General features: G+C 69.0%; 17 protein-coding genes, 1 tRNA gene and 1 riboswitch. Of the genes, 15 read left to right on the forward strand and 3 right to left on the reverse strand.

The features are described 5' to 3' along the window. Positions 1–74: 74 nt before the first annotated feature. On the reverse strand, positions 75–1,355 hold the full coding sequence (locus AACH00_RS14295; RefSeq protein WP_341399834.1) for a DnaJ-like protein C-terminal domain-containing protein: 1,281 nt from the start codon (positions 1,353–1,355) through the stop codon (positions 75–77). 60 nt (positions 1,356–1,415) lie between these two features. After that, positions 1,416–2,372, reverse strand: a complete 957-nt coding sequence (gene mmuM / locus AACH00_RS14300) for a homocysteine S-methyltransferase (RefSeq protein WP_341399835.1) — start codon at positions 2,370–2,372, stop codon at positions 1,416–1,418. Positions 2,373–2,450: 78 nt separating this feature from the next. Between mmuM and recC the strand changes: the two genes are divergently transcribed. The 13 genes from recC (at position 2,451) to AACH00_RS14365 (ending at position 18,157) form a co-directional block, all read left to right on the forward strand. Further along, positions 2,451–6,068 carry an exodeoxyribonuclease V subunit gamma gene (recC, locus tag AACH00_RS14305; protein ID WP_423221940.1) on the forward strand — a complete coding sequence of 1,206 codons (3,618 nt, stop codon included), beginning with the start codon at positions 2,451–2,453 and terminating at the stop codon, positions 6,066–6,068. After that, positions 6,065–9,784 (forward strand): exodeoxyribonuclease V subunit beta, encoded by a 3,720-nt coding sequence (recB, locus tag AACH00_RS14310; protein WP_341399837.1) that lies wholly within the window; start codon positions 6,065–6,067, stop codon positions 9,782–9,784. Before recC ends, recB begins: the two co-directional genes overlap by 4 nt. Then, positions 9,781–12,012 carry an exodeoxyribonuclease V subunit alpha gene (recD, locus tag AACH00_RS14315; RefSeq protein ID WP_341399838.1) on the forward strand — a complete coding sequence of 744 codons (2,232 nt, stop codon included), beginning with the start codon at positions 9,781–9,783 and terminating at the stop codon, positions 12,010–12,012. The genes recB and recD overlap by 4 nt, the downstream gene beginning before the upstream one ends. 18 nt (positions 12,013–12,030) lie before the next feature. Beyond that, the gene (locus AACH00_RS14320; RefSeq protein ID WP_341399839.1) at positions 12,031–12,414 is read left to right on the forward strand and encodes a hypothetical protein; all 384 of its coding nucleotides are present in this window, start codon (positions 12,031–12,033) and stop codon (positions 12,412–12,414) included. A gap of 37 nt (positions 12,415–12,451) precedes the next feature. Next, positions 12,452–12,706 carry a DUF1653 domain-containing protein gene (locus AACH00_RS14325; RefSeq protein ID WP_341399840.1) on the forward strand — a complete coding sequence of 85 codons (255 nt, stop codon included), beginning with the start codon at positions 12,452–12,454 and terminating at the stop codon, positions 12,704–12,706. An 89-nt stretch (positions 12,707–12,795) separates the two neighbouring features. Next, positions 12,796–12,880 (forward strand) — tRNA-Leu (locus tag AACH00_RS14330). A 78-nt stretch (positions 12,881–12,958) separates the two neighbouring features. Next, positions 12,959–13,149, forward strand: a riboswitch (yybP-ykoY riboswitch). A gap of 32 nt (positions 13,150–13,181) precedes the next feature. Beyond that, positions 13,182–13,754, forward strand: a complete 573-nt coding sequence (locus AACH00_RS14335; RefSeq protein ID WP_341399841.1) for a TMEM165/GDT1 family protein — start codon at positions 13,182–13,184, stop codon at positions 13,752–13,754. Between the two features lie 260 nt (positions 13,755–14,014). After that, a complete protein-coding gene (locus AACH00_RS14340; RefSeq protein WP_341399842.1) occupies positions 14,015–14,521 on the forward strand; it encodes a hypothetical protein in 507 nt (168 codons plus the stop codon). 3 nt (positions 14,522–14,524) lie between these two features. Next, positions 14,525–14,887 (forward strand): hypothetical protein, encoded by a 363-nt coding sequence (locus tag AACH00_RS14345; RefSeq protein ID WP_341399843.1) that lies wholly within the window; start codon positions 14,525–14,527, stop codon positions 14,885–14,887. Between the two features lie 12 nt (positions 14,888–14,899). Next, entirely contained in the window at positions 14,900–15,502 is a 603-nt protein-coding gene (locus AACH00_RS14350) for a cell division protein FtsI (RefSeq protein WP_341399844.1), read from the forward strand. Then, positions 15,499–16,206, forward strand: coding sequence for a flagellar basal body L-ring protein FlgH (locus AACH00_RS14355; protein ID WP_341399845.1), 708 nt, complete (start codon positions 15,499–15,501; stop codon positions 16,204–16,206). The genes AACH00_RS14350 and AACH00_RS14355 overlap by 4 nt, the downstream gene beginning before the upstream one ends. A 126-nt stretch (positions 16,207–16,332) precedes the next feature. After that, on the forward strand, positions 16,333–17,082 hold the full coding sequence (locus AACH00_RS14360; protein WP_341399846.1) for a response regulator: 750 nt from the start codon (positions 16,333–16,335) through the stop codon (positions 17,080–17,082). Then, entirely contained in the window at positions 17,051–18,157 is a 1,107-nt protein-coding gene (locus AACH00_RS14365) for an ATP-binding protein (protein WP_341399847.1), read from the forward strand. The genes AACH00_RS14360 and AACH00_RS14365 overlap by 32 nt, the downstream gene beginning before the upstream one ends. A 4-nt stretch (positions 18,158–18,161) precedes the next feature. Here the strand turns inward: AACH00_RS14365 and AACH00_RS14370 are convergent, their stop codons facing one another. Continuing rightward, positions 18,162–18,845 carry a TetR/AcrR family transcriptional regulator gene (locus AACH00_RS14370; protein WP_341399848.1) on the reverse strand — a complete coding sequence of 228 codons (684 nt, stop codon included), beginning with the start codon at positions 18,843–18,845 and terminating at the stop codon, positions 18,162–18,164. Positions 18,846–18,957: 112 nt separating this feature from the next. Between AACH00_RS14370 and AACH00_RS14375 the strand changes: the two genes are divergently transcribed. Next, positions 18,958–19,830, forward strand: a complete 873-nt coding sequence (locus AACH00_RS14375) for an SDR family NAD(P)-dependent oxidoreductase (RefSeq protein ID WP_341399849.1) — start codon at positions 18,958–18,960, stop codon at positions 19,828–19,830. Between the two features lie 47 nt (positions 19,831–19,877). Further along, the gene (locus AACH00_RS14380; RefSeq protein WP_341399850.1) at positions 19,878–22,241 is read left to right on the forward strand and encodes an alpha/beta hydrolase fold domain-containing protein; all 2,364 of its coding nucleotides are present in this window, start codon (positions 19,878–19,880) and stop codon (positions 22,239–22,241) included. Positions 22,242–22,303: the final 62 nt, after the last annotated feature.

The following is a 22,303-nucleotide window of genomic DNA, read 5'->3' on the forward strand; positions in this document are numbered from 1 at the left end:
TGGCTGCTTGACGGCAGGCCCATCCGCCAAAAAAAACGGCCTCCATCTGGAGGCCGTTTTGCATGGTGCGCCGCTCAGGGCAGCGAGAGGTAACTGTTCTCGTCGACCTGCGTGCTTTGCTGGCGACCGCCGTTGACGCTGTAGGTCACCACCAGACTCTTGGGGCGGTTGGGGGCCGGGTCGGTGCCGGCCAGGTCGTTGTTGACCTTGGCTGCCAGGCGGCCGCTGTACACGCGCGCCTGCAGCCGGTCGGTCACGTCCACGCTCTGGCGGCCGGTGCCGTACACGGCGCTGATGATGCGCAGGCCGCCGGTGATCGCCGGGTTGCTGCCGCCACCCCAGCCACCACCGCTCCAGCCGGTGAACTGCGCGCCGTCCACGGTGCTGCCTTCGCGGTATTCGAAGGTGCGGTTGCGGCCGTCCGGGCCGCGGGCTTCGATGCGCAGCGTCTTCACCTGGCCGGGGGCCGGGTCAGTGCCGAAGGTGTCGTTGCCCATGCGGAAGCTGCGGTCCTGGCGGGCCAGCTCGCTCAGGCGCGCGGTCACGTCGATGTTCCGGTCGTAGGTGCCGTACTTGGCGCTCTGGATGGTGTACTGGCCAGCATCGCCGCCTTGGCCGTAATGGTTGCCGTTGTTGCCGTTGCTGTGCCCATTGCCGCGCCCATTCCCGTGCCAGCTGTTGCCCTGCTCGTCACCGAAGATCGCGGTATCCACCATGCTGCCTTCGGCATACCGGAAGGTGCGCACCTGGCCGCGCTGGTTGCGCGCGCGGATTTCCAGCGCCTTGGGCTCGCCCGGGTGCGGGTCATTGCCGAACACGCGGTTTTCCAGGCGGAAGTTGCGGTCGCGGCGGGCCATGTCCACCAGCGTGGCTGTCACATCCATGCTGCGGTAGCGGGTGCCGTAGGTGGCCTCGATGATCTGGAATTCACCGTCCAGGTTGCCCTGGCCTTGCCAGCCGCCATTCCATGGGCCCTGGCCCCAGCCGCCACCGCCGCCGCCCCAGGCGGTGAACTGCGCGCCGTCGATCGTCACGCCTTCGCGGTACTCGAAGGTGCGTGGTTGGCCGCCACGGTCGGTGGCATAAATGCGCAGGGTCTTGACCTGGCCGGGCGCCGGGTCGGTGCCGAAGGTGTCGTTGCCCATGCGGAAGCGCTGGTCGGTGCGGGCCAGCTCTTTCAGGCGCTGGGTCACGTCCACGTTGCGATCGGCGGTGCCGTAGCGCGCTTGCTGGATCTGGTAGAGGCCACTGTCGCGGTCATCGCCGGTGAATTCGGCCAGGGCGGCGCCGTGGGCCGCCACCAGCAGCACGCCAACCAGGGCGAGGCGTCGTCGCAGGGCATCGAACAAAGGCATGGTCTCTCTCCTCGTGGATCTTGTTGATCTCGTGATGTTGATGATCACCTAACGGCTGGCTCAGGCCGCCGTTGACGTCCAGCGGGTGAACAGGCCGTGAATGTCGGCGGGCGTGGTGCGGCAGCAGCCACCAATCAAGGTGGCACCGGCAGCCGCCCAGTCGTCGGCCATGTGGGCGAAGGGGCGGGGGTCTGCACCGCCGCGCCACACCTTGGCCTCGGCGTCATACACCTCGCCGGCGTTCGGGTACACCAGCACCGGCTTGGTGGTGCCACGGCGCATCGCGGTGATCAGGCCGGGTAGGTGTTCAGGGGCGGTGCAGTTCACGCCGATGGCGGCCACCGAAGGCAGGCCGTCAAGCTCAGCTGCGATGGCTTCCACCGGGTCGCCTTCGCAGCTGTGGGCGGCGTCGCGGCACGACAGGCTGATCCAGGCGCTGGTGCCCGGAAACTCCGAAGCCAGCAGGCGGGCCACGGCGCGGGCCTCCAGCGCGCAGGGCACGGTTTCCACGGCCAGCAGGTCGGCGCCGGCATTGGCCAGCACCTGCAGGCGCGGCCGGTGGAAGTCTTGCAGCTGCGCTTCGCTCAGGCCGTAGTGGCCGCGGTATTCCGAGCCGTCTGCCAGCACCGCGCCATACGGACCCACCGACGCCGCCACCAGCGGAAAGTGCCGGCCGTCCCGGGCGCCGGGCGTTTGCCAGAACTGGTCGCGCGCTTCACAGGCCAGCTGCACCGACAGGCGCATCAGGTCAGCTGCCTGCTCGGCATTCAGGCCGCGCTGCGCGAAGCCCGAGAAGCTGGCCTGGTAGCTGGCGGTGGTGGCCACGTCGGCGCCGGCCAGGTAGTAATCCACGTGCACCTGGCGGATCAGGTCGGGCTGTTCCATCAGCAGCCGCGCAGACCACAGCGGGTCTTTCAGGTCAGCGCCGCGACGCTCCAGTTCGGTGGCCAGGGCGCCGTCCAGAATCAGCCGGGGCGAGCGCGCCAGCCATGCAGCCAAGGGGTTCGATGTGCTCATGGCCAGATGGTAACGGCGATACTGTCTCTATCCCCAGGTGCAGCATTTGAGCCTGTGCCCGCGTAGGCTAGCCTGCCCATGACCGACTTTTCTTCCATGCACGCAGACACCCCCATCACCCCCGGTTTGCTGGTGCTGCACGGCAACCGTGCCGAAACCCTGGCCGACACGGTGCTGGCGTGGCTGCGCGCGCATCCGCTGGCGCCGCTGGAAGAAGAAGTGATGCTGGTGCAGTCGAACGGCATGGCCGAGTGGCTGAAGATGACCCTGGCGCAGCAGGCCGGCATCTGCGCCGCCGCCCGGGTGGAACTGCCCGCCCGCTTCATGTGGCGCTTCTACCGGCAGGTGCTGGGCCGCGAGCAGGTGCCGCAACATTCGGTGCTCGACAAGACCCCGCTGACCTGGCGCTTGATGCAGTCATTGCCGCAGTGGCAGCAGGCCCCTGGCTGGGAGCCCGTGGCCGGCTTCCTGCAGGGTGGTGACCCCGACCGCCTGCTGCAGTTGTGCCGCCGGCTGGCTGACCTGTTCGACCAGTACCAGGTCTACCGCCCCGACTGGCTGCAAGCCTGGCGTGACGGCCACGACGTGCTGCTCAACCCGGGCCGGCCGGAGTTGCCGGTGCCTGCTGACCAGCGCTGGCAGCCCTTGTTGTGGCGCGCGCTGCTGGCTGAGGTGGAGGCGAAGCAGCTGGAAGCCACCCGCCCGGCCTTGCACCAGCGGGTGCTGGACGTATTGAGCTCGGACGCGCCCACCGCGATGCGCCTGCCGCGCCGCGTGGTGCTGTTCGGCATGACGCACGTGCCCTTGCCCACGCTGCAGGCGCTCACCGCGCTGGGTGAGCGTTGCCAGGTGCTGATGGCCATTCCAAACCCTTGCCGCTTCCACTGGGCCGACATCATGGACGGCCGCGAACTGCTGCGCATGCAGCGCCAACGCCAACCACTGCGCAATGGCCTGCCGCTGGACGCCGTACCACTGTCGCAGATGCATGCCCATGCGCACCCGCTGCTGGCCGCGTGGGGCCGCCAGGGCCGCGATTTTGTGCGGCAGCTCGACGCCTTCGACGACGCCCAGCGCGCCCTGCAGCGCTTCGAGTTGCCCCGGCTGGATCTGTTTGATGAAGACGATGCACACGACGCGCCGCTGCTGACCCGGGTGCAGGCGCGCGTCCGCGACATGCTGCCGTTGGCCGAGCACGCCGAGGCGCCGCTGGCTGACGCCGACTTCTCCATCGTCTTCCACAAGGCCCACAGCGCCATGCGCGAGGTGGAAGTGCTGCACGACCAACTGCTCAGCCTGCTGGCCGAGCGCACGCCGGGCGTGGCCCCGCTGCAGGCCCGCGACGTGGTGGTGATGGTGCCCGACATCGAGCAGATGGCCCCGGCCATTCGCGCCGTGTTTGGCCAGCATGGCCGCGGTGATGCCCGCTACATCCCCTTTGACATCGCCGACCTGAGCAGCCGCCACGCCAGCCCGATGGTCACCGCCCTCGACTGGCTGCTGCGCCTGCCGCAACAGCGCTGCCGCTTCAGTGAGCTGCGGGATTTGCTGGACGTGCCGGCACTCGGCCGCCGCTTCGGCTTGTCGACCGAAGACCTGCCGCAGCTGACCCAGTGGATGGAGGGCGCGGGCTGGCGCTGGGGCCTGCATGAAGAACAACGTGCCACGCTGGGCCTGGGGGCCTGCGGGGCAGTGAACAGCGGCTGGTGGGCCTTGCGTCGCATGCTGCTGGGATACGCCAGTGGCGCTGCTGACCTGGCTGATGCACCTGGCACCACGCCCGACCGCGCCGCCGTGTTTGCCGGCATCGAACCCTATGCCGAAGTGGGCGGCCTGGACGCCGAGCTGGCCGGCTCGATGGCCCAGTTGCTCGACCGCCTGGCGCACTGGTGGGCGGTGCTGTGCACGCCGGCCACGCCGGCCGACTGGGCCACGCGTGGCCGTGCCCTGTTGAAGGATTTGTTCCAGGCCGGCGACGACGCCGAACGCCAGACCCTGGCTGCACTCGACGACGCCCTCGACACCTGGCTGGATGCCTGCGCGCAGGCCGGCTTTGCCGCCGAGCTGCCGGCCACGGTGCTGCGTGAGGCCTGGCTGGACACGCTCGACGAGCCCACGCTGAACCGCCGCTTCCGCGCGGGCGGCGTCACCTTCTGCACGCTGATGCCGATGCGGGCCATTCCCTTCGAGGTGGTGTGCCTGCTGGGCATGAACGATGGCGACTACCCGCGCCGCGCGCCGCGCAGCGACTTCGACCTGATGGGCCAGCCCGGTCAGGCCCGGCCGGGTGACCGCTCACGCCGCGACGACGACCGCCAGCTGATGCTTGAAGCGCTGCTGTCGGCCCGCCGCGCGCTCTACATCAGCTGGACCGGCCGCAATGCCCGCGACAACAGCGAGCAACCGCCCTCTGTGCTGGTGGCGCAGCTGCGTGATTACCTGAGCGCCGCCTGGGGTGAGCCAGCGGTTGAGGCGCGCACCTTCGAGCACCCGCTGCAGCCCTTCAGCCGCCGCTACTTCGAGCCCGGCGCCGTGCAGCGCACCTGGGCACGCGAATGGCGGCAGGCGCATGTGCTGGCCGCTGAGGCCGCGCATGGTGATGGTGGCGAAGCCGGTGCTTTGCCGCCCGTGGATACCGGCGTGCCGCTGAGCCTGCAGCAGCTGACCCGCTTCGTGCAGAACCCGGTGAAGGCGTTTTTCAGGCACCGCTTGGGCGTGGTGTTTGACGACGCTGACGAGGCCACGCTGGACGACGAAGCCTTCGACGTGGTGGGCCTGGACGAGCACCAGCTGGTCGACCAATTGCTGCGTGATGCGCTGCAGGCCCTGCAGCGCCATGGGGCCGCCAGCGCCGTGGGTGCCGCCGGGTTTCAGCCTGCCGAGTGGGTGCAGGCTGGTGTGGCCCGGCTGGACCGCAGTGGCCGGCTGCCGCTGGGAGCGCAGGGTGAACGCACCCGCGCGCAACTGGGCGCTGATCTGGGCCGTATGTTGAATGCCTGGCAGCAGTGGCAGGCGCAGCACGACGAAGCTGCCACGCGCCAGCCCTTGCTGCTGCAGCACGACGGCGTGGTGCTGCAGGATTGGCTGGATGACCTGCGCACCTTGCCCGTGCTGCAAGACGATGCGCCCGAGGCCGATGGCGCCCCGCCCGCGGTGTGGCTGCAGGTGCAGGCCAGCCGCCTGTGCACGCTTCGCCCTGGCAAGCCGCCGGAGGTGCGCTTGCCCAAGCTGGTGGCACCGTGGGTGCGCAGCCTGCTGGCAGCGGCCTGCGGTGTGCCGGTGCACATCGTGCTGATTGGCCGGGACGCGCAATTGACGCTGTCACCCCCTTCGCGGGAGGTGGCCACGCAGGCCGCGCAGGAAATGCTGACCGCCTGGCTGCATGGCCAGCAGCAGCCGCTGCCGGTGGCCCCGGTCACGGCGCTGGCCTGGCTGGAGCGCCACGATCTGGTGGCCGCGGCCACCACCTATGAAGGCGGCTGGCAAAGCCGCGGCGAAGTGGCTGAGCCCTGCCTGGCCCGCCAGTTTCCCGACTTCGAAGCCCTGACGGCCGACCTGTCTTTCGAGGGCTGGGCAGAGAGCCTGTACGGGCCGCTGCTGGCGTGGGCCGGCCAGCATGTGCAGATCGAGCTGCATGCCGATACTTCGGTTGATACCGGCGCCAGCGGACACAGCCTGGACGAGGAGGGCGCATGAGCCAGCCGCTGCAAGCACTGACCTTCCCCCTGTGGGGCAGCCGGCTGATTGAAGCCAGCGCCGGCACCGGCAAGACCTGGACGATTGCCGCGCTGTACCTGCGGCTGGTGCTGGGCCACGGCGGCGAGCAGGCCCACCCCACGCCGTTGCGCCCCGATCAGATCCTGGTGATGACATTCACCCGCGCCGCGACGCGCGAGCTGTCAGACCGCATCCGCGACCGCCTGCTGCAAGGCGCCAAGGCCTTCCGCGGTGAGCTGCCGGTCGATGAGCTCGACCCCTTCCTGCGCGACCTGCTGGCCGCCTATGCCGACCCACTGGAGCGCGAGCAGGCCGCCTGGCGCCTGGCCATGGCCGCCGAGGGCATGGACGACGCAGCGGTGCACACCATCGACGCCTGGTGCCAGCGCATGCTGCGCGAACACGCCTTCGATAGCGGCTGCCTGTTTGATGAAACCTTGCTGGCTGACGAGCAGGCCCTGCTGCTCGAAGCGGTGCAAGACTACTGGCGCCAGCAGTGCTACCCGCTGGCGGCTGAACAACTGCCGTGGGTCGACAAGGCCTGGCGCAACCTCGACGGGCTGATGCGCGATGTGCGCAGCCTCATCCAGCAGCCCCTGCCCGAGGGCGCAGGCCACGGCAGCCTGGCGGCCTGCATCGAGCGCGCCGTTGCTGAGCGCAGCGAGACCCTGCTGCAGCTGCAAAGCGGATGGGACGCGCGGGCTCAGTCGATGCGCCAGTGGCTGACTGATCAACTGGCCGACAAGAAGAGCGGCTGGAACGGCCGCAAGCTGCAGGCGCGGTACTTCGATGCGTGGCTGGACACGCTGGCCTCTTTTGGCCGCGGTGAGCTGGGCGAGGCGATGCCGGAGTTCTCGACCGGCCGCACCCGCCTGACGCCTGCAGGCCTGATGGACGCACGCAAGGACGACGCGCCCGCCGTGAACCTGCCGCCCGAGTTCGCGCAGTTCGACGCGCTGGTGAAAGCGCTGGACCAGCTGACGGATGTGAGCGTGGCCCTGCGCCTGCACGCCGTCGCCCGCGTGAATGAGCGGCTGGCGCTGCTCAAGCGGCAGGACGGCAGCTTCGGCTTTGCCGACATGCTGCACCGCCTGGACACTGCGCTGCAAGGCCCGCAGGGTGAGCGCCTGCGCCAGCGCATCGTGCAGCAGACTCCGGTGGCGCTGGTTGATGAATTCCAGGACACCTCGGCGCTGCAGTTCCGCCTGTTTGATGCGCTCTACCGCACCGCCGACAACGCCGCCAGCACCACCTTGCTGCTGATCGGTGACCCGAAACAATCGATCTACCGCTTCCGCGGCGCTGACATCGACAGCTACCTGAAAGCCCGCCGCGCCACCGAGGGCCGCCACTACGTCCTGAGCGTGAACTACCGCTCTACCGGCCCGTTGGTTGATGCGGTTAACACCGTGTTCCTGCGCGCCGAACAGCGCACGCGGGACGAGGCCACGGGTGATGACCCCGACGGCGCCTTTCTCTTCCGCCAGCCCGACGGCCAGAATCCGCTGCCCTTTGTGCCCGTCGGCGCACAGGGTCGCAAGGAGCAGTTCATTTGCAGCACTGGCCCGGTGCCACCGATGAGCGTGGTGTGGGACGACCAGCTGTGCAGCGCGCAGGTGCACCTGCAGCGTTACGCCTGGCGCTGTGCCGAGCAGATCGTGGATTGGCTGAACGACCCGGCCTGCGGCTTCGAACGTGATGGCGACCTGGTGCGCTTGAGGCCGGCGGACATCGCCGTGCTGGTGCGAAGTGGCCGTGAAGCCCGTGCCGTGCGGCGCGCACTGCGGGAGCGCGGTGTGGCGTCGGTGTATCTGTCTGACCGCGACTCCGTGCTCGCCAGCCCCGAGGCGGCTGACTTGCTGCGCTGGCTGCGCGCCGTGGCACAGCCCACCGATGTGCGCCTGGTGCGCGCCGCGCTGGCCACCCGCACCGTGGGCCTGAGCCTGAGCGAGCTGGCCACCCTGGCCCACGACGACGAAGCCTTTGATGCGCGCTGCGAACAGCTGCGGCAACTGCACCAGGTCTGGCAGACGCAAGGCGTGCTGACGCTGCTGCGCCAGACCCTGCACCTGCTCGATCTGCCCGCAGCCTGGCTGCAGCAGCTGGATGGTGAACGCCGCCTGACCAACGTGCTGCACCTGGCCGAATTGCTGCAGCAGGCCAGCACCACGCTGGACGGCGAGCAGGCGCTGATCCGCTGGCTGGCCGAAGAGGTGCAGGCCGCGGCGGAAGGGGCCGGCGCCAGCGGCGACGAGCAGATCGTGCGGCTGGAAAGTGACGCCGATCTTGTCAAGGTCATCACCGTGCACAAGAGCAAGGGCCTGGAATATCCGGTGGTCTGCATGCCCTTTGCCGGCACCTTCCGGCTGGACGACCGACGCAACACGCCGTTCGTGCTGCGCACCACCGATGACGGTGAGCGCCACCTGGATCTGCAGCGCGGCAAGGACGCCATGGCCGAGGCCCGCGTGGACAGCCTGCGTGAAGACCTGCGCCTGTTCTACGTGGCCCTCACCCGGGCCCGCCATGCGCTGTGGCTGGGCCTGGGCGCGCTGGCGGCCCGCAATGGCAAAACCCCGGTCAACCACGAGAGTGCCGCGGGGCTGCTCATCAGCGGGCCTGAGCCGGCGTCGGCGGAGGCCCTGACGGCCGCGCTCGACAGCCTTGCGGTGGCCAACCCCGGCATCCGCGTGCAGGCTGCTGAAGGCCACCGGCGCTTCACGAAGCTGGCCTCACGCGCCGAGCCGCCAGCCTTGCTGCCCGCGCCGGTGTTTGATGCGCCCTTCGACAAGCGCTGGACGATCGCCAGCTTCTCGTCGCTGGTGCGGGCCATCGGCAACAGCCCGGCGGCCACCGGGCCGGCCATGGTGCCGCGACCGGCCGATGACGAGCCGGGTTCTGAAGTGGCCACTGAAGTGGGTGTGCCCGCCACGCTGGCGGCCCGGAGAGAAGCGGCACCCGTGTGGCACCGCTTCGAGCGTGGCGCCGTGGCCGGCAACTTCCTGCATGACCAGCTGGAGTGGCTGGCCGGTGAGCGCTTCAATCTGCAAGACGACGCCGCCTTGGCCGAGCGCCTGCGCCGGCGCTGCGAACGCCATGGCCGTGGCGAGCAGGCCGCCGATGTGCTGGCCTGGTTGCGCGCGGTGGAGACAACCACCTTGCCCGGCCCCGGCGCTGCCCTGAACCAGCTGAGTTACGTGCTGCCCGAGATGGAGTTCTGGCTGCCCGCGCAGCGCTTGCCCGCGGCCGAGGTGGACGCGCTGTGCACGCAGCACCTGTGGCCGGGCCGGGCTCGGCCCGCGCTGCCTGCACGTGACTTGCACGGCATGCTGATGGGCTTTGCCGACCTGGTGTTTGAGCATGAGGGCCGTTACTGGGTGCTCGACTACAAGAGCAACCAGCTCGGGCCTGATGGCGCGGCCTACACCGCCGACGCGCTGGCCGACGCGATGGTGAGCCACCGCTACGACGTGCAGGCGGCGCTGTATCTGCTGGCGTTGCACCGCTTGCTGCAATCGCGGCTGGGCGAGGCTTACGTGCCGTCGCAGCACCTCGGCGGCGCGGTGTATCTCTTTCTGCGCGGCATTGACGGCCCGGAGCAGGGCGCGATCACGCTGCAGCCGCCGATGGACTTGCTGGCCAGCCTGGACGAGCTGCTGCAACACGCCCCGACCCAGCCTGAGGAGGCCGCATGAGCCGCCAGCGCCGCACACCGGATTTGATGACCCCTGATCTGTTTGCACAGCCTGAGCTGGGTGAGGTGCCGGAAGAACCGGAGAACCACGACGCACTAGGGGCGGCCGATATCACCGCACCGACCGAGGCAGCCCCCATGCCACCCCAAGCTGCAGCCCAAACGGCACCTCACACCACGCTGCAGCAACTGCAAGCCTGGCGCGATGCCGGCTGGCTGCGCCGTCTGGACGTGGCGCTGGCCGGCTTCGTGCAGACGCTGGACCCGGCCGCCAGCCCGGCCCTGTTGCTGAGCACCGCCTGGCTGGCCCATATGGAAGGGCGCGGCCACACCTGCCTGCCGCTGGCACCGCTGGTGCAGGCACCGAACGAGGTGCTGGGCTGGCCGGCTGCGGCGCTGCCGGAGTTGCAGGCCAGCGTGCAAGCGGTGGCGGTTGATTCCGCGGAGGTGTCCCGCTGGTGCGATGCGTTGCGCGCCAGCCCGGTCGTCCGCAACCCAGCCCACCAGCCGGATCTGGGCCAGCCGCTGGTGCTGATCGACGACGGCGAGCAGCCGCGCCTCTACCTGCGCCGCTACTGGAACCACGAACAGCTGGTGGCCGCCCAGGTGCGGGCGCGCTGCCTGTTGCCCACGGGCGAGACATCGAGCGTCGACACAAGCGTGGACGAGCCGCTCATTCGCCGCTGGCTGGATCGCCTGTTCCCGGCGCCTGCCGCTGCAAACCCCGACAGCAGCACCGCAGCCCCGCCCGATTGGCAGAAGCTCGCCTGCGCGGTGGCCATGCGCGGCCGGCTCAGCGTCATCACTGGTGGCCCGGGCACCGGCAAAACCTACACCGCGGCCCGCCTGCTGGCCTTGCTGCTCGCCACGTCGCCAGACCCCGAGCGCTTGCGCGTGGCCCTGGCTGCGCCCACCGGCAAGGCGGCGGCGCGCCTGAAGCAGGCGATCGACACGTCCCTGATCGAGCTGCAATCGAAGCTGGGGCAGGGCGATGACGCAGCGCCTGATCTGGGTGAGTTCACCCGCCGCATGGGACCGGCCACCACCCTGCACGCGCTGCTGGGTGCGCGACCCGATACCCGCGCGATGCGCCACCATGCCGGCGCGCCACTGGATGTGGACGTGCTGATCGTCGACGAAGCGTCGATGGTGCACCTGGAAATGATGGCGGCGCTGCTGGACGCCTTGCCGCCCGGCGCCCGGCTCATCCTGCTGGGTGACAAGGACCAGCTGGCGTCGGTGGAGGCGGGCGCGGTGCTGGGTGATCTGTGCCGCGACGCCGAAGCCGGTGGCTGGAGCGCACAAACCGCGCGCTATGCGCTGGCCACGGCCGGCGTGGTGCTGCCAGCGGCCATGCTGGCGGCGGGTGCTGCGTCACCGCTGGCGCAGCAAACGGTGATGCTGCGCGAAAGCCGCCGCTTCGCCGGGCCGATTGGTCAGCTGGCGCTGGCCGTGAACCGGGGTGATGCGGAGACGGCGCATCGCTGCCTGCATTCGGGCAGCACTGGGGGTGACAGGCCGGTGATGGCCCATGAGCCCGCCAAGCTGGAAACGCTGCAGGCGCTGGCCCTGCACGGCCGCCCCGGTGCCGAGGGCGGTTATGCCACCTACCTGAACCGCGTCAAGGCGCGCCCGCCGGTGGGCGATGTGGCGGCCCACCAGGCGTGGGTGGTGCAGGTGCTCAAGGCGTTCGACACCTTCCGCATCCTGTGCGCGGTGCGTGAGGGCGATTGGGGCGCTGCCGGCGTGAACCGCAGCGTGGTGCGCACGCTGGCCGCCGCCGGGCTGCTGTCGCCCAGTGGCGAGTGGTATGCCGGTCGCCCGGTGATGGTGACGCGCAACGATGCGGCGCTGGGCGTGTCCAACGGCGACATCGGCATCGCCTTGCCGTCGGCCGCGGCCGGTGGGGGCTTGCGGGTGTGGTTCCTCGATGGCGAGGTGCCGCGCTCGGTGGGCGTGAGCCGCCTGGCCCATGTGGACACTGCCTTCGCGATGACGGTGCACAAGAGCCAGGGCTCGGAGTTTGCGCACACGGTGATGGTGTTGCCGGAGCAGGCGGGCCAGGTGCTGAGCCGCGAGCTGGTCTACACCGGCATCACGCGGGCGCGCACGGCGTTCACGCTGGTCAGTGCGCGGGCCGGGGCGCTGTCGGCGGCCATGTCGCAGCCCACGCGGCGCGCCAGCGGCCTGGGCGCCAGCCTGCGCGGCGCTGCCGGCGACGCGGCCTGAACAAGGCGACACTCACGCATGCGTTTCGATTTCCTGATCTTTGACCAAAGCGACGACACCGACGGCCACGGCAGCTTTGATGCCATGGCCTCGTGCACCCCGGCGCAATTGCCCAAGCTGGAGGCCGAGCTGGCCCGCGTGCTGGCCTGGGCCCACGCCGAGTTCCCGCACAGCCGCGGCCCGCTGGACGAGGGCCACGACTGGGACTTCGACCTGCGCGGCACGCTCGAGCGCAGCCTCGACGAGCAGCTGCAGTTCGATACCCGCAGCGGCGGCTTCAGCCGTGCGCCCGGCGGCCGCGAGATATGCCGCCACACCGTGAGCCTGGCGCTCAGCGGCAGCGCGGCTTTCTGCGAAGCCTTCCGCGCCGCATTCGATCTGGGTGTGGGCGACGATGACTGACGCCGCCCGCCCATCCCACCCCTTTTTGAGTGACACCATGACCATCGCCTCCCTGAAAGACGACACCGACCTGCCGCCGCTGCCCGCCACCCCGCTGGGCCGCTACCGCCACTACAAGGGTGGTGAGTACGAGGTGATCGGTGTGGCGCGCCACAGCGAGACGCACGAGCCGCTGGTGGTGTACCGCCCGCTCTACAACACCACCGGCTGGTGGGTGCGGCCGCACGGCATGTTTTTCGAAACCATCGAGCTGGATGGTCAGCAGCTGCCCCGCTTCGCTCCGATCCCGTGATTTGAAGAATTTCAGCGAAAAAGACGCGCCACTTGCCAAACATCGAATTTATTTGCTATAGTCATGGTCTTCGCTGAGACGAACACCTAGCCCAGGTGGCGGAATTGGTAGACGCACTAGTTTCAGGTACTAGCGGGTAACTCCGTGGAGGTTCGAGTCCTCTCCTGGGCACCAACAAAAAGGCCAGCATGAAAGTGCTGGCCTTTTTCATTGGTCAACAACCTCGACCAACACTGGTTGTTCGAATTCAGCGAAGCAGTCATTGGGGAGTAGCCACCCTGAGCAGGCCAGCAGGCCTGCGCAGGGGCTCGCGTCAACACACTTGACCCACATCGGTCATGGCGCGTGCATGCAGAACGTTTCGCCCACGGCGCACCGTTTTGCCCAGGCAAGACCTTTGACCCCGCAGTGTCCGGTGGGCCGGACTATGCTGCGTGGTCATTGGTGCGTGCTTGTCCGGCCCTGGAGTCCTCAAATGGAAGCTTTCCTCGTCTCGACTGGCATCGTCGCCCTGGGTGAAATGGGTGACAAGACCCAACTGCTGGCGTTGCTGCTGGCCGCCAAGTTCCGGCGCCCCATCCCCATCATCCTCGGCATCCTGGTGGCCACACTGGTCAACCACGCGTGCGCCGGCCTGGTCGGCGACTGGATCGCCCGCGCCCTCGGGCCTGACGTGCTGCGCTGGGTGATCGGCGTGTCCTTCCTGCTCATGGCCGGCTGGATGCTGATCCCCGACAAGATCGACGACGACACCGAAGGCGGCAGCCAGCGCTTTGGCGTGTTCGGCACCACGGTGATCGCGTTTTTCCTCGCCGAGATGGGCGACAAGACGCAGATCGCCACCGTGGCCCTGGCCGCCCGCTACACCGACCTGCTGGCCGTGGTGGCCGGCACCACCTTCGGCATGATGCTGGCCAACGTGCCGGCCGTGCTGCTGGGTGATGTGGTGGCCCGCAAGGTGAAGATGCAGCTGGTGCATGCCGTGGCTGCCGCCATCTTCGCGGTGCTGGGTGTGCTGACGCTGTTCAACGTCGGCCGCCTCTTCTGACGCCTTGCCAGGCAGGGCGGTGCATGCGGCACCGCCTCTCCTTCTGTGCCCCTGCCTTGTCTGGATTGCATCAAGCCTGATACACAGCGGCTGGATGTGTCTGTTCATGTCTGCGCGTGGCGGTGCATGTCCGGTCTGTCTCAGGCTTGATGCATCAATGCGTGTTCTGCTGCGCACGCTGGGTGGCTCATGCCGTGATGCTGCCCCGGGCTGCCTGCCTACGATTCGCTCACCAACTTTCTTCATGAAGGAGTGCAGCGATGACCTCGATTTCCGGATACGCCGCGTCTGACGCGGTCAGCAGGGCCCGGCCGCGGCCCAGCACCTACGACCTCAATGCCCGCGAGTTTGGCGCGGTGGTGGCCACGGCCATCGGGGCCGCTGATGCGCTGGGCAAGACCAGCAGCGCCACCTGGAAGTTCAGCGAAGACAGCCTGAAGAAGCTCGCCGATGCGGGTGAATCGGCCGTCGATGCCACCACCGGGGCCTGGGACGACTTGGCTGATGGCGTGGACAGCGTGCTGAATGCCGTGGGCGAGGGCCTGAGCGATGCGCTCGACACGGTCGAAGACCTCGCCAGCGACAGCGCTGACGCCTTGTCCAGCGCTGCTGGAACGGTGGGCGATGCCTTGTCGAGCGCTGCGGGAGCTGTGTCGGATGGCGTGGGTGCCGTGACTGACAGCGTGGGTGAGTTTGCGGCGGATGTCGGCAGCTTGTTGGCTTTGGGCCTGGGCAGCGGCGGCCCGTCGCTCAGTGAGCAGGTGTGAGCCATGAGCCGCCCGACCCTGCCAGCGACCGCCATGTCGCCTTCAATGTCAGCCCGGCGCCCGGTGCAGCCGCCGCAGCGTGGTGCGCAACGCCGTTCGCCGCGGATCAACCTGGCCGGCTGGATCAACCAGGTGCTGGATCTGTACGGTGTTCACCCCGTGGCCATGCCGGCGTGCGTGCCCTTGCAGGTGCCGCTGCGTGAACGCCGCCGCCTGAGCCGTGACTGGTCGGGGGTGAGTGCAGCGCATCTCGCGGCCTGTCTGGCATCGGCGCGCTTGCAGCCGGCGCAGCACGGTGAGCCCGGTGGCCTTGAGTTGGCCCTGGCGCCCGGCGGCCACCGCCGCGTGCGCCCGGCCCGCCGCTGAAAGGACGCCATCATGAAACAGCCCCTGTGCAGCGCACTTGGCCGCTGCCTGATGCTGCTGCCGCTGGGCAGCTTGGCCGGCCTGGGTGGGTGCAGCGTGTTCAGCCCGGTGCCCTTGTGGGAGCTGGCCAAGGCCGGTGGTTCCCTGGCAAGTTCGGCGCTGTCAGCAGCGCAGCCGTCCACCGCGGTGAACACGGTGCGCCACCCTCACGCCCTGCCGCGGCAGGTGTGCATCGAATTCAACCGCGACAGCCAATCGGCGGATCTGGTGCCCGCGCTGCAGGCAGAGTTGTTTTCGCGCGGCGTGCCCAGCCGGGTTTATGACGTCGGCAGCGTGGTGCCTGATTGCACCCATTGGCTGCGCTACCAGGCCCGCATCGACTGGGGCGTGCCGCCACTCGGCAACAGCTACCGGCCTTTCCTTGAAAGCGCCACGCTGGCACTGAGCGACCCCCAGGGCCGTCTGCTGGCCACCAGCAGCTTCCAGCTGGAGGGCTTGTTCAGCATGGGCCGCTGGGCCGACAGCCGCGCCAAGTTGCAGCCGGCGGTGCAGGCCCTGCTGGGCCTCTCCGATGATCGTTTCTCGTTCTTCCGTTCCGGGGAGGCTCTGCCATGACCCACCCACCACGCGCGCCCTTGCCGATGGTCTTGCCTGCCTTGGTGCTGGCCCTTGCACTCGCCGGATGCGCCAGCACCGTTCCGCCGGTGGCCGGCCCGCCGTTCAGCGTGCAGCCCAATCCGCCGCCGATGTATGTGGAGCGCATGCCCACCGGCGCCATTTTTCAGCCCGGCATGAACACCGTGTCGCTGTTCAGCCAGCAGCGCCGGCCGCGGCAGGTGGGTGATGTGCTGAAGGTCAACATCACCGAGAAGCTCGACATCGGGCGCAAGGTCAGCACCGACATCCAGCGCAAGAACGCGGCGGCCACCAAGGGGCCGGGCAGCCCCAACACGAGCGGTTTGCTGGGCCGCTTGATGAACATGGACGCCAAGGCCTCGGGCAGCGACAGCTTCGAGGGCTCGGGCAACACCGACAGCGTCAGCCACTTCACCGGTCAGATCACGGCGTCGGTCATCAATGTGCTGGCCAATGGCCACCTCGTGGTGGCGGGGGAACGCAGCATCACCTTGAACGGGAGCATCAGCAACCTGCGCTTCGCCGGCGTGGTGGACCCGCAAGATGTGCAGGCCGGCAATATCGTCGCCTCCACCGACGTGGTGAATGCGCGCTTCGAGGTGGGCGGGGAGGGCGATGTGCAGGACGCCGCCTCACGCAACTGGGTGCAGCGGCTCACCACGCGCTATCTGACGGTGTGGTGAGGTGGCGACGACAGCGCCTTTGTATCGACTGCTACACAGCCCAGCAACGTGGGGCTTACATGCCGTTCATAGCATCGGGTGCATGTTCATTGTTCGATACACGTCGCTCTGGCGGCCCTGCACGCCATGACGACACGCCCGCAATTGCTGGTGGTGGATGACGACGACACCATCCTCGACCTGCTGTGCGACTACCTCGCACGTTTTGGCCTGGTGGCGCACCGGGCTGGCAATGGCGCGCAGATGTGGGCCCAGCTGGAGGCCCGGCCCATCGACCTGGTGCTGCTGGACCTGATGCTGCCCGGCACCGATGGCCTGACGCTGGCGCGTCAGCTGCATGCCAGCAGCACCATGCCCTTCATCATTCTCACCGCCCGCGGTGATGCCGCTGACCGCGTGGTGGGCCTGGAGCTGGGCGCCGACGACTACATCAGCAAACCCTTCGAGCCGCGTGAGCTGGTGGCGCGGGTGCAGGCCGTGCTGCGCCGCAGTGCAACCGAGCGTCCGGCGGCAGCCCCTGCCCCGACAGCCCGTGTGGCGGCGAAGTCTGAATCGGTGGCGTTCGAGGGCTGGCAGCTGCACCGCGAAGCGCGCCTGTTGACATCGCCCAGCGGGCGGCAGATGCCGCTGTCCAGCGCGGAATACCAGTTGCTCACGAGCTTTCTGCGTCGGCCACGCCAGCTGGTCAGCCGCAGCGAGTTGCAGAGCGACGCGTCGGGCCGCGAATTGAAGCTGGCCAGCCGCAGCGTGGACTTGCTGGTGTCGCGCCTGCGGCAGAAGCTGTCCACCGGGCCGGACACGCCGTCGCTGATCCGCACCGTGCGCGGCGTGGGCTACCTGTTTGATGCCCAGCCGCAAGAGGTGCCGGGTGGTTGAGACGGCGCTCTCCAGGTGGTGGCCGCGCACCTTGTTCGGCCGCTTGCTGTTGCTGCTGCTGACCTTCGTGTTCCTCAGCCATTGGCTGGTGCTGACGCTGATCTTTGGCCAGAACCCTGCGCAGCCGCCACCGCCGCCGCCTGTGCCCGGCCTGGCGATTTTGCAGACCCACCCGCCGCTGTGGCAGCTGGGCTCTGATTTGCTGTTGCGGCTGTCTGCCCTGGTGCTGGCGGCCTGGATTGCCGCGCGCTGGCTGAGCCGGCCGATGCAGCGCCTGGCCGACACGGCTGAGTCGCTGGCCCAGGCCCTGCCGGACCTGCACATCGGCAGCCCGCGCATGGCCTTGCCGGTGGAAGGCCCGCGTGAATGCCGCGAGGCCGCGCGGGCCTTGAATGGTTTGCTGGCGCGCATTCACCAGCAACTCGACGAGCGTGATCGCTTCATCGCGTCGGTGTCGCATGATTTGCGCACGCCGCTGACGCGCCTGCGCCTGCGGGCTGAGGCCACCGACCTCGAAACCCAGCGGGTTGGCCTGTGCCGCGACGTGGAGGACATGAACGACACCCTCACGGTGACGCTGGACTATCTGCTGGGTGATTCCGCCGCCGAGGCTTTCACGGCGGTGCCCGTGTGCGTGCTGGTGCAAGGGGTGGTTGAGCGCTGGCGCCAGCAAGGGCGCGGCGTGACGCTGCACCTGCATGCCGACGCCGTGCTGGCCGACCATGCAGCCCCGCTGCCCGTGCGCCGCCTGGCCTTGCAGCGCTGCATCGACAACCTGGTGGGCAACGCCCTGCGTTATGCGGGTGATGCCCACCTTGAGCTGCAACTGGTGGAGGGCGCCCTGCGCCTGACGGTGCGGGACCACGGCCCCGGCATGCCTGAGGCGGCATTGACCCTGGCCTTGCAGCCCTACTACCGGGTGGAGGGGTCTCGCAACCGGCACTCCGGTGGCCATGGCCTGGGCCTGGCGATTGCGGCCGACATTGCGCGGCAGCATGGTGGGCAGTTGCAGCTGGCCAACGCGCCGGGCGGCGGGCTGGTGGCGCAGATCGACCTGCCGCGGCCCCCGCTCTAGGCGATCAGCGGGCCCGCTTCTTGATGGCCGGGGCGGCCAATGCGGCCACGCTGCCGGTGGCCATCAGCACGCAGGCCTCCACCGCGTCCTCGCGGCTCAAGGCATAGCCGCTGGCCACCCACCAGCGCGCGGCATACACGGCCGCACCGGTCAGCGCGCGGCCCAGCAATTCGAGCTGCGCGGCGCTCAGCGTGCCAGCCTGGTTGGCGGCCACCAGCGGGGCGGTGGTCAGCCGGGTGAACTCGCCCATCGCGGCTTCGTACTCGGCGTCCACGGTGGCGCTCAGGCCCAGCACTTCCACCAGTACCACGCGGGCGGCGCGGGGGTCGCGCACCACGTCAAACCACACGCCATAGGCCAGCCGCGCCACCTGGGTCAGGCCTTCTGGCGCCACGTCAGGGCGCTCGGGCAACACCTGCTGCAAACCCAGGCGCAACGCGTCCATCAACTGGCGGTAAACAGCGAGCAGCAACGCTTCCAGGCTGTCGAACGATTCGTAGAAGTAGCGGTCCGTCAGGCCCGCTTCCTGGCAGATACCGCGCACCGTGGCACCGCGAAAGCCTTGTGTGCCGAACAGGTTCAAGCCCGCCTCGATGAAGCGTGCCCGGCGTGCGGCCACCCGTTCGGCCGGGGGCAAGCCGCCGTAGGGGCGGCCTGCGCTGACAGTGCTTTCCATGGGTTCGGGCATCCCCGCATTGGACATCAAACCCAGGCTCGCTAATATCTGACGATCGTTGTCGTCAAATTTGCTGCACTGCCAGGTGGACGGTCTACATCGCGGTGCCTCACCGGAGTTCCTCATGTCGTCCTCGTCCACGTCTGCTGCTTCTTCCGCCCCTTGGGCCTTGCGCGGCGGCGTGGCGGTGATCACCGGTGCGGCCGGCGGCATTGGCGCAGCCCTGGCGCGGGCACTGGCCGCCGAGGGCATGCACCTGGCGCTGGTTGACCGGAACGCCGACAGCCTGGCCACCGTGGCCGCCGACGCCCGCGCATCGGGCGTGACCGTCTCCACCCATGTGCTGGACGTGCAGGACGTGGCCGGCTGCGCCGCCTTGCCCGCTGCAGTGCTGGCCGCGCATGGCCGCGTCACCGTGCTGGTGAACAACGCCGGCGTGGCGCTGGGCGGGCGCTTTGATCAGGTCAGCGCCGCTGATTTCGACTGGCTGATGGACATCAATTTCCAGGCGCCGGTGCGGCTCACCCGGGCCTTCTTGCCTCGGCTGTCGCAACAACCCGCGGCCCTGCTGGTGCAGGTGTCGAGCATCTTTGGCATCGTGGCGCCACCGGGCCAGACGGCGTACTGCGCCAGCAAGTTCGCGCTGCGCGGGTTTTCTGAATCGCTGCGCCACGAACTGGCCGAGGCTGGCTCCGGCGTGCGGGTGACGCTGGTGCACCCGGGCGGTGTGCGCACCGGCATTGCCGCACAGGCCCGCGTGCCCGACGGCGCGCCGCCCGACGAAGTGGCGCGTGAGCAGGCGGCCTGGAACCGCCTGCTGGTGCTGACGCCCGAAGCCGCCGCACGGCGCATCGTGCAGGGCATGCGGGTGCGTGAGCCGCGTGTGCTGGTGGGCCGTGACGCCGAGCAGGCCACCTGGGTGCAGCGCATCTTCCCGGTGCGCTACTGGGCCTTGATGGCCCGCGACATCGCCCGCCGTGTGGGCCGTGCGGCCTGACACGTCTTCATGCTTTACTTCCCTCTCCCGTTGACCCGGAGCGCTCCATGACCGTCAGTTGGCAAGCCCGCATCGCAACCTGGTACGTGCGCAACCGTGTCAAACCGGTGCTGGGCGACATGAGCGATCTGCGCCGCGTGCGCAAGGTCATGAACGCGGCCATGCCGGGGCCTGGTGGCACCCGCATCACCCCCGGTGTGGTGGGCGGCGTGCCGGGCGAGTGGGTAGAGGCCAAGGCCGATGCGGGCAAGGCGCCGTCGGCTGCCCCGCTGACGATCCTCTACATCCATGGCGGCGGTTTTGTGGGCTGCTCACCCACCACGCACCGGCCGCTGACGGGTGCGCTGGCGCTGCAAGGCGCGCGGGTGTTTGTGCCTGATTACCGGCTGGCGCCCGAGCATCCGTTCCCGGCGGCGCCTGATGACGTGATGGCCGCCTGGCTGGCGCTGCATGCCCAGCATGTGGCGGCAGGCTCACCCGGCCGCATCGCGGTGGGCGGTGACAGCGCCGGCGGCAACCTGGCCGTGTCCCTGATGGTGAGCCTGCGCGATACCGGCGGCCCGCTGCCCGATGCAGCCATGCTGTTTTCGCCGGGCACCGATTTGACCGGCGGCAGTGAATCGCTGGTCACCAACAGTGACTCCGACGCACTGTTCCGCGGCGAATACCTGGTGCACCTGCGTGACCAGTACCTGCAGGGCGCCGACATGAACGACCCGCGCGCCTCGCCCTTGCTGGCGTCGATGCACGGCTTGCCGCCGATGGTGATTCATGTGGCCCGCGACGAAGTGCTGCGCGACGACGGCATTCGCCTGGCCCACAAGGCCCGCGCTGCCGGCGTGGCCGTGGAGTTGCAGGTGTGGTCCGGCGTGTCGCATGTGTGGCAGCTGGTGTGGCGCTTGCCCGAAGCCCGGCGATCAGTGCAGCAGGCCGTGCGCTTCGTGCGTGAGTGCGCGGCGCGTGGCGAGCCCGAATGCCACGACGTCATCGTGGTGGGCGCGGGCCTGTCGGGCATCGGCGCGGCCTGGCACCTGCAGCAGCATTGCCCTGAGCAGCGTGTGCTCATCCTGGAAGGTCGCGCGGCCAGCGGCGGCACCTGGGACTTGTTCCGCTACCCCGGTGTGCGCTCTGACTCCGACATGTACACGCTGGGCTACCGCTTCCAGCCGTGGACCCAGGGCAAGGCGATTGCCGACGGTCCGGCCATCCTCGACTACATCCGCAGCACCGCCCGCGAACACGGCATCGAAGAGCGCATCCGTTACCAGCAACGGGTGGTGGCGGCCGACTGGTCAAGCACCGACGCGCGCTGGACCGTGATGGTGCAGCAGGGCGAGGGCGGGCCGGTGGTGCAGCAGCGCTGCCGCTTCCTCTACATGTGCGCCGGCTATTACCGCTACGACCGTGGCTACCAGCCTGACTATGCCGGCCTGAGCCAGTTCCAGGGTCAGGTGGTGCACCCGCAGCATTGGCCCGAAGGCCTGCAGGTGCAGGGCCGCCGCGTGGTGGTGATTGGCAGTGGCGCCACGGCGGTGACGCTGGTGCCGGCGCTGGCCAAAGCCGGTGCGCAGGTGACGATGCTGCAACGCTCGCCGACCTGGATCGCCTCGCTGCCAGCCCGTGACGCCATCGCCGATGCCTTGCGCCGCTGGCTGCCGGGCCGCCTGGCCTACGCGCTGACGCGCTGGAAAAACGTGCTGCTCGGCCAGGCCCTGTACGGCCTGGCGCGCAGCCGGCCGGCGGCATTCGGCGGGCACCTGCTCAAGCAGATTCGCCGTGCGCTGCCAGGGGTGGACGTGGACCGCCACTTCACGCCCAGCTACCGCCCCTGGGACCAGCGCCTGTGCCTGGTGCCCGACGGTGATTTGTTCACCGCGCTGCGCAGCGGCGGGGCCAGCGTGGTGACCGACCAGATCGAGACCTTCACGCCGGGCGGCCTGCGGCTGCGCTCGGGCCAGGAGTTGCCTGCCGACATCGTGGTGAGCGCGACCGGGCTGGAGCTGCAGCTGCTGGGCGGAGCCAAGTTGAGCCTGGACGGTGTGCCGGTCGATTTGTCGAAGACGCTGGGCTACAAGGGCATGATGTTCAGCGACCTGCCGAACGTGGCGGCCACCTTCGGCTACACCAATGCCTCGTGGACGCTGAAGGCCGACCTGACCGCAGAGTATGTGTGCCGCGTGCTGAACCTGATGCAGCGCCGAGGCTGGCAGCGCGTGACGCCGCGCCGCACCGACCCCGACATCGGCGAGATGCCGTCGATTGATTTCAGCTCAGGTTATGTGCAGCGTGCGCTGGCACACCTGCCCAAGCAGGGCCTGCGCGCACCGTGGCGGCTGTACCAGAACTACCTGCGCGACTTGTTGACACTGCGTCATGGTCGCATCGAGGACGGCACGCTCGAATTCGACTGAGCATTAAGCTGGCGGCCGTGACATCGCTTCAGGTCCCCGGCAGGGGGCGCGCAGCCAGGAAC

It is taken from the genome of Ideonella margarita (assembly GCF_038066635.1).
Classification (GTDB): domain Bacteria; phylum Pseudomonadota; class Gammaproteobacteria; order Burkholderiales; family Burkholderiaceae_C; genus Ideonella; species Ideonella margarita.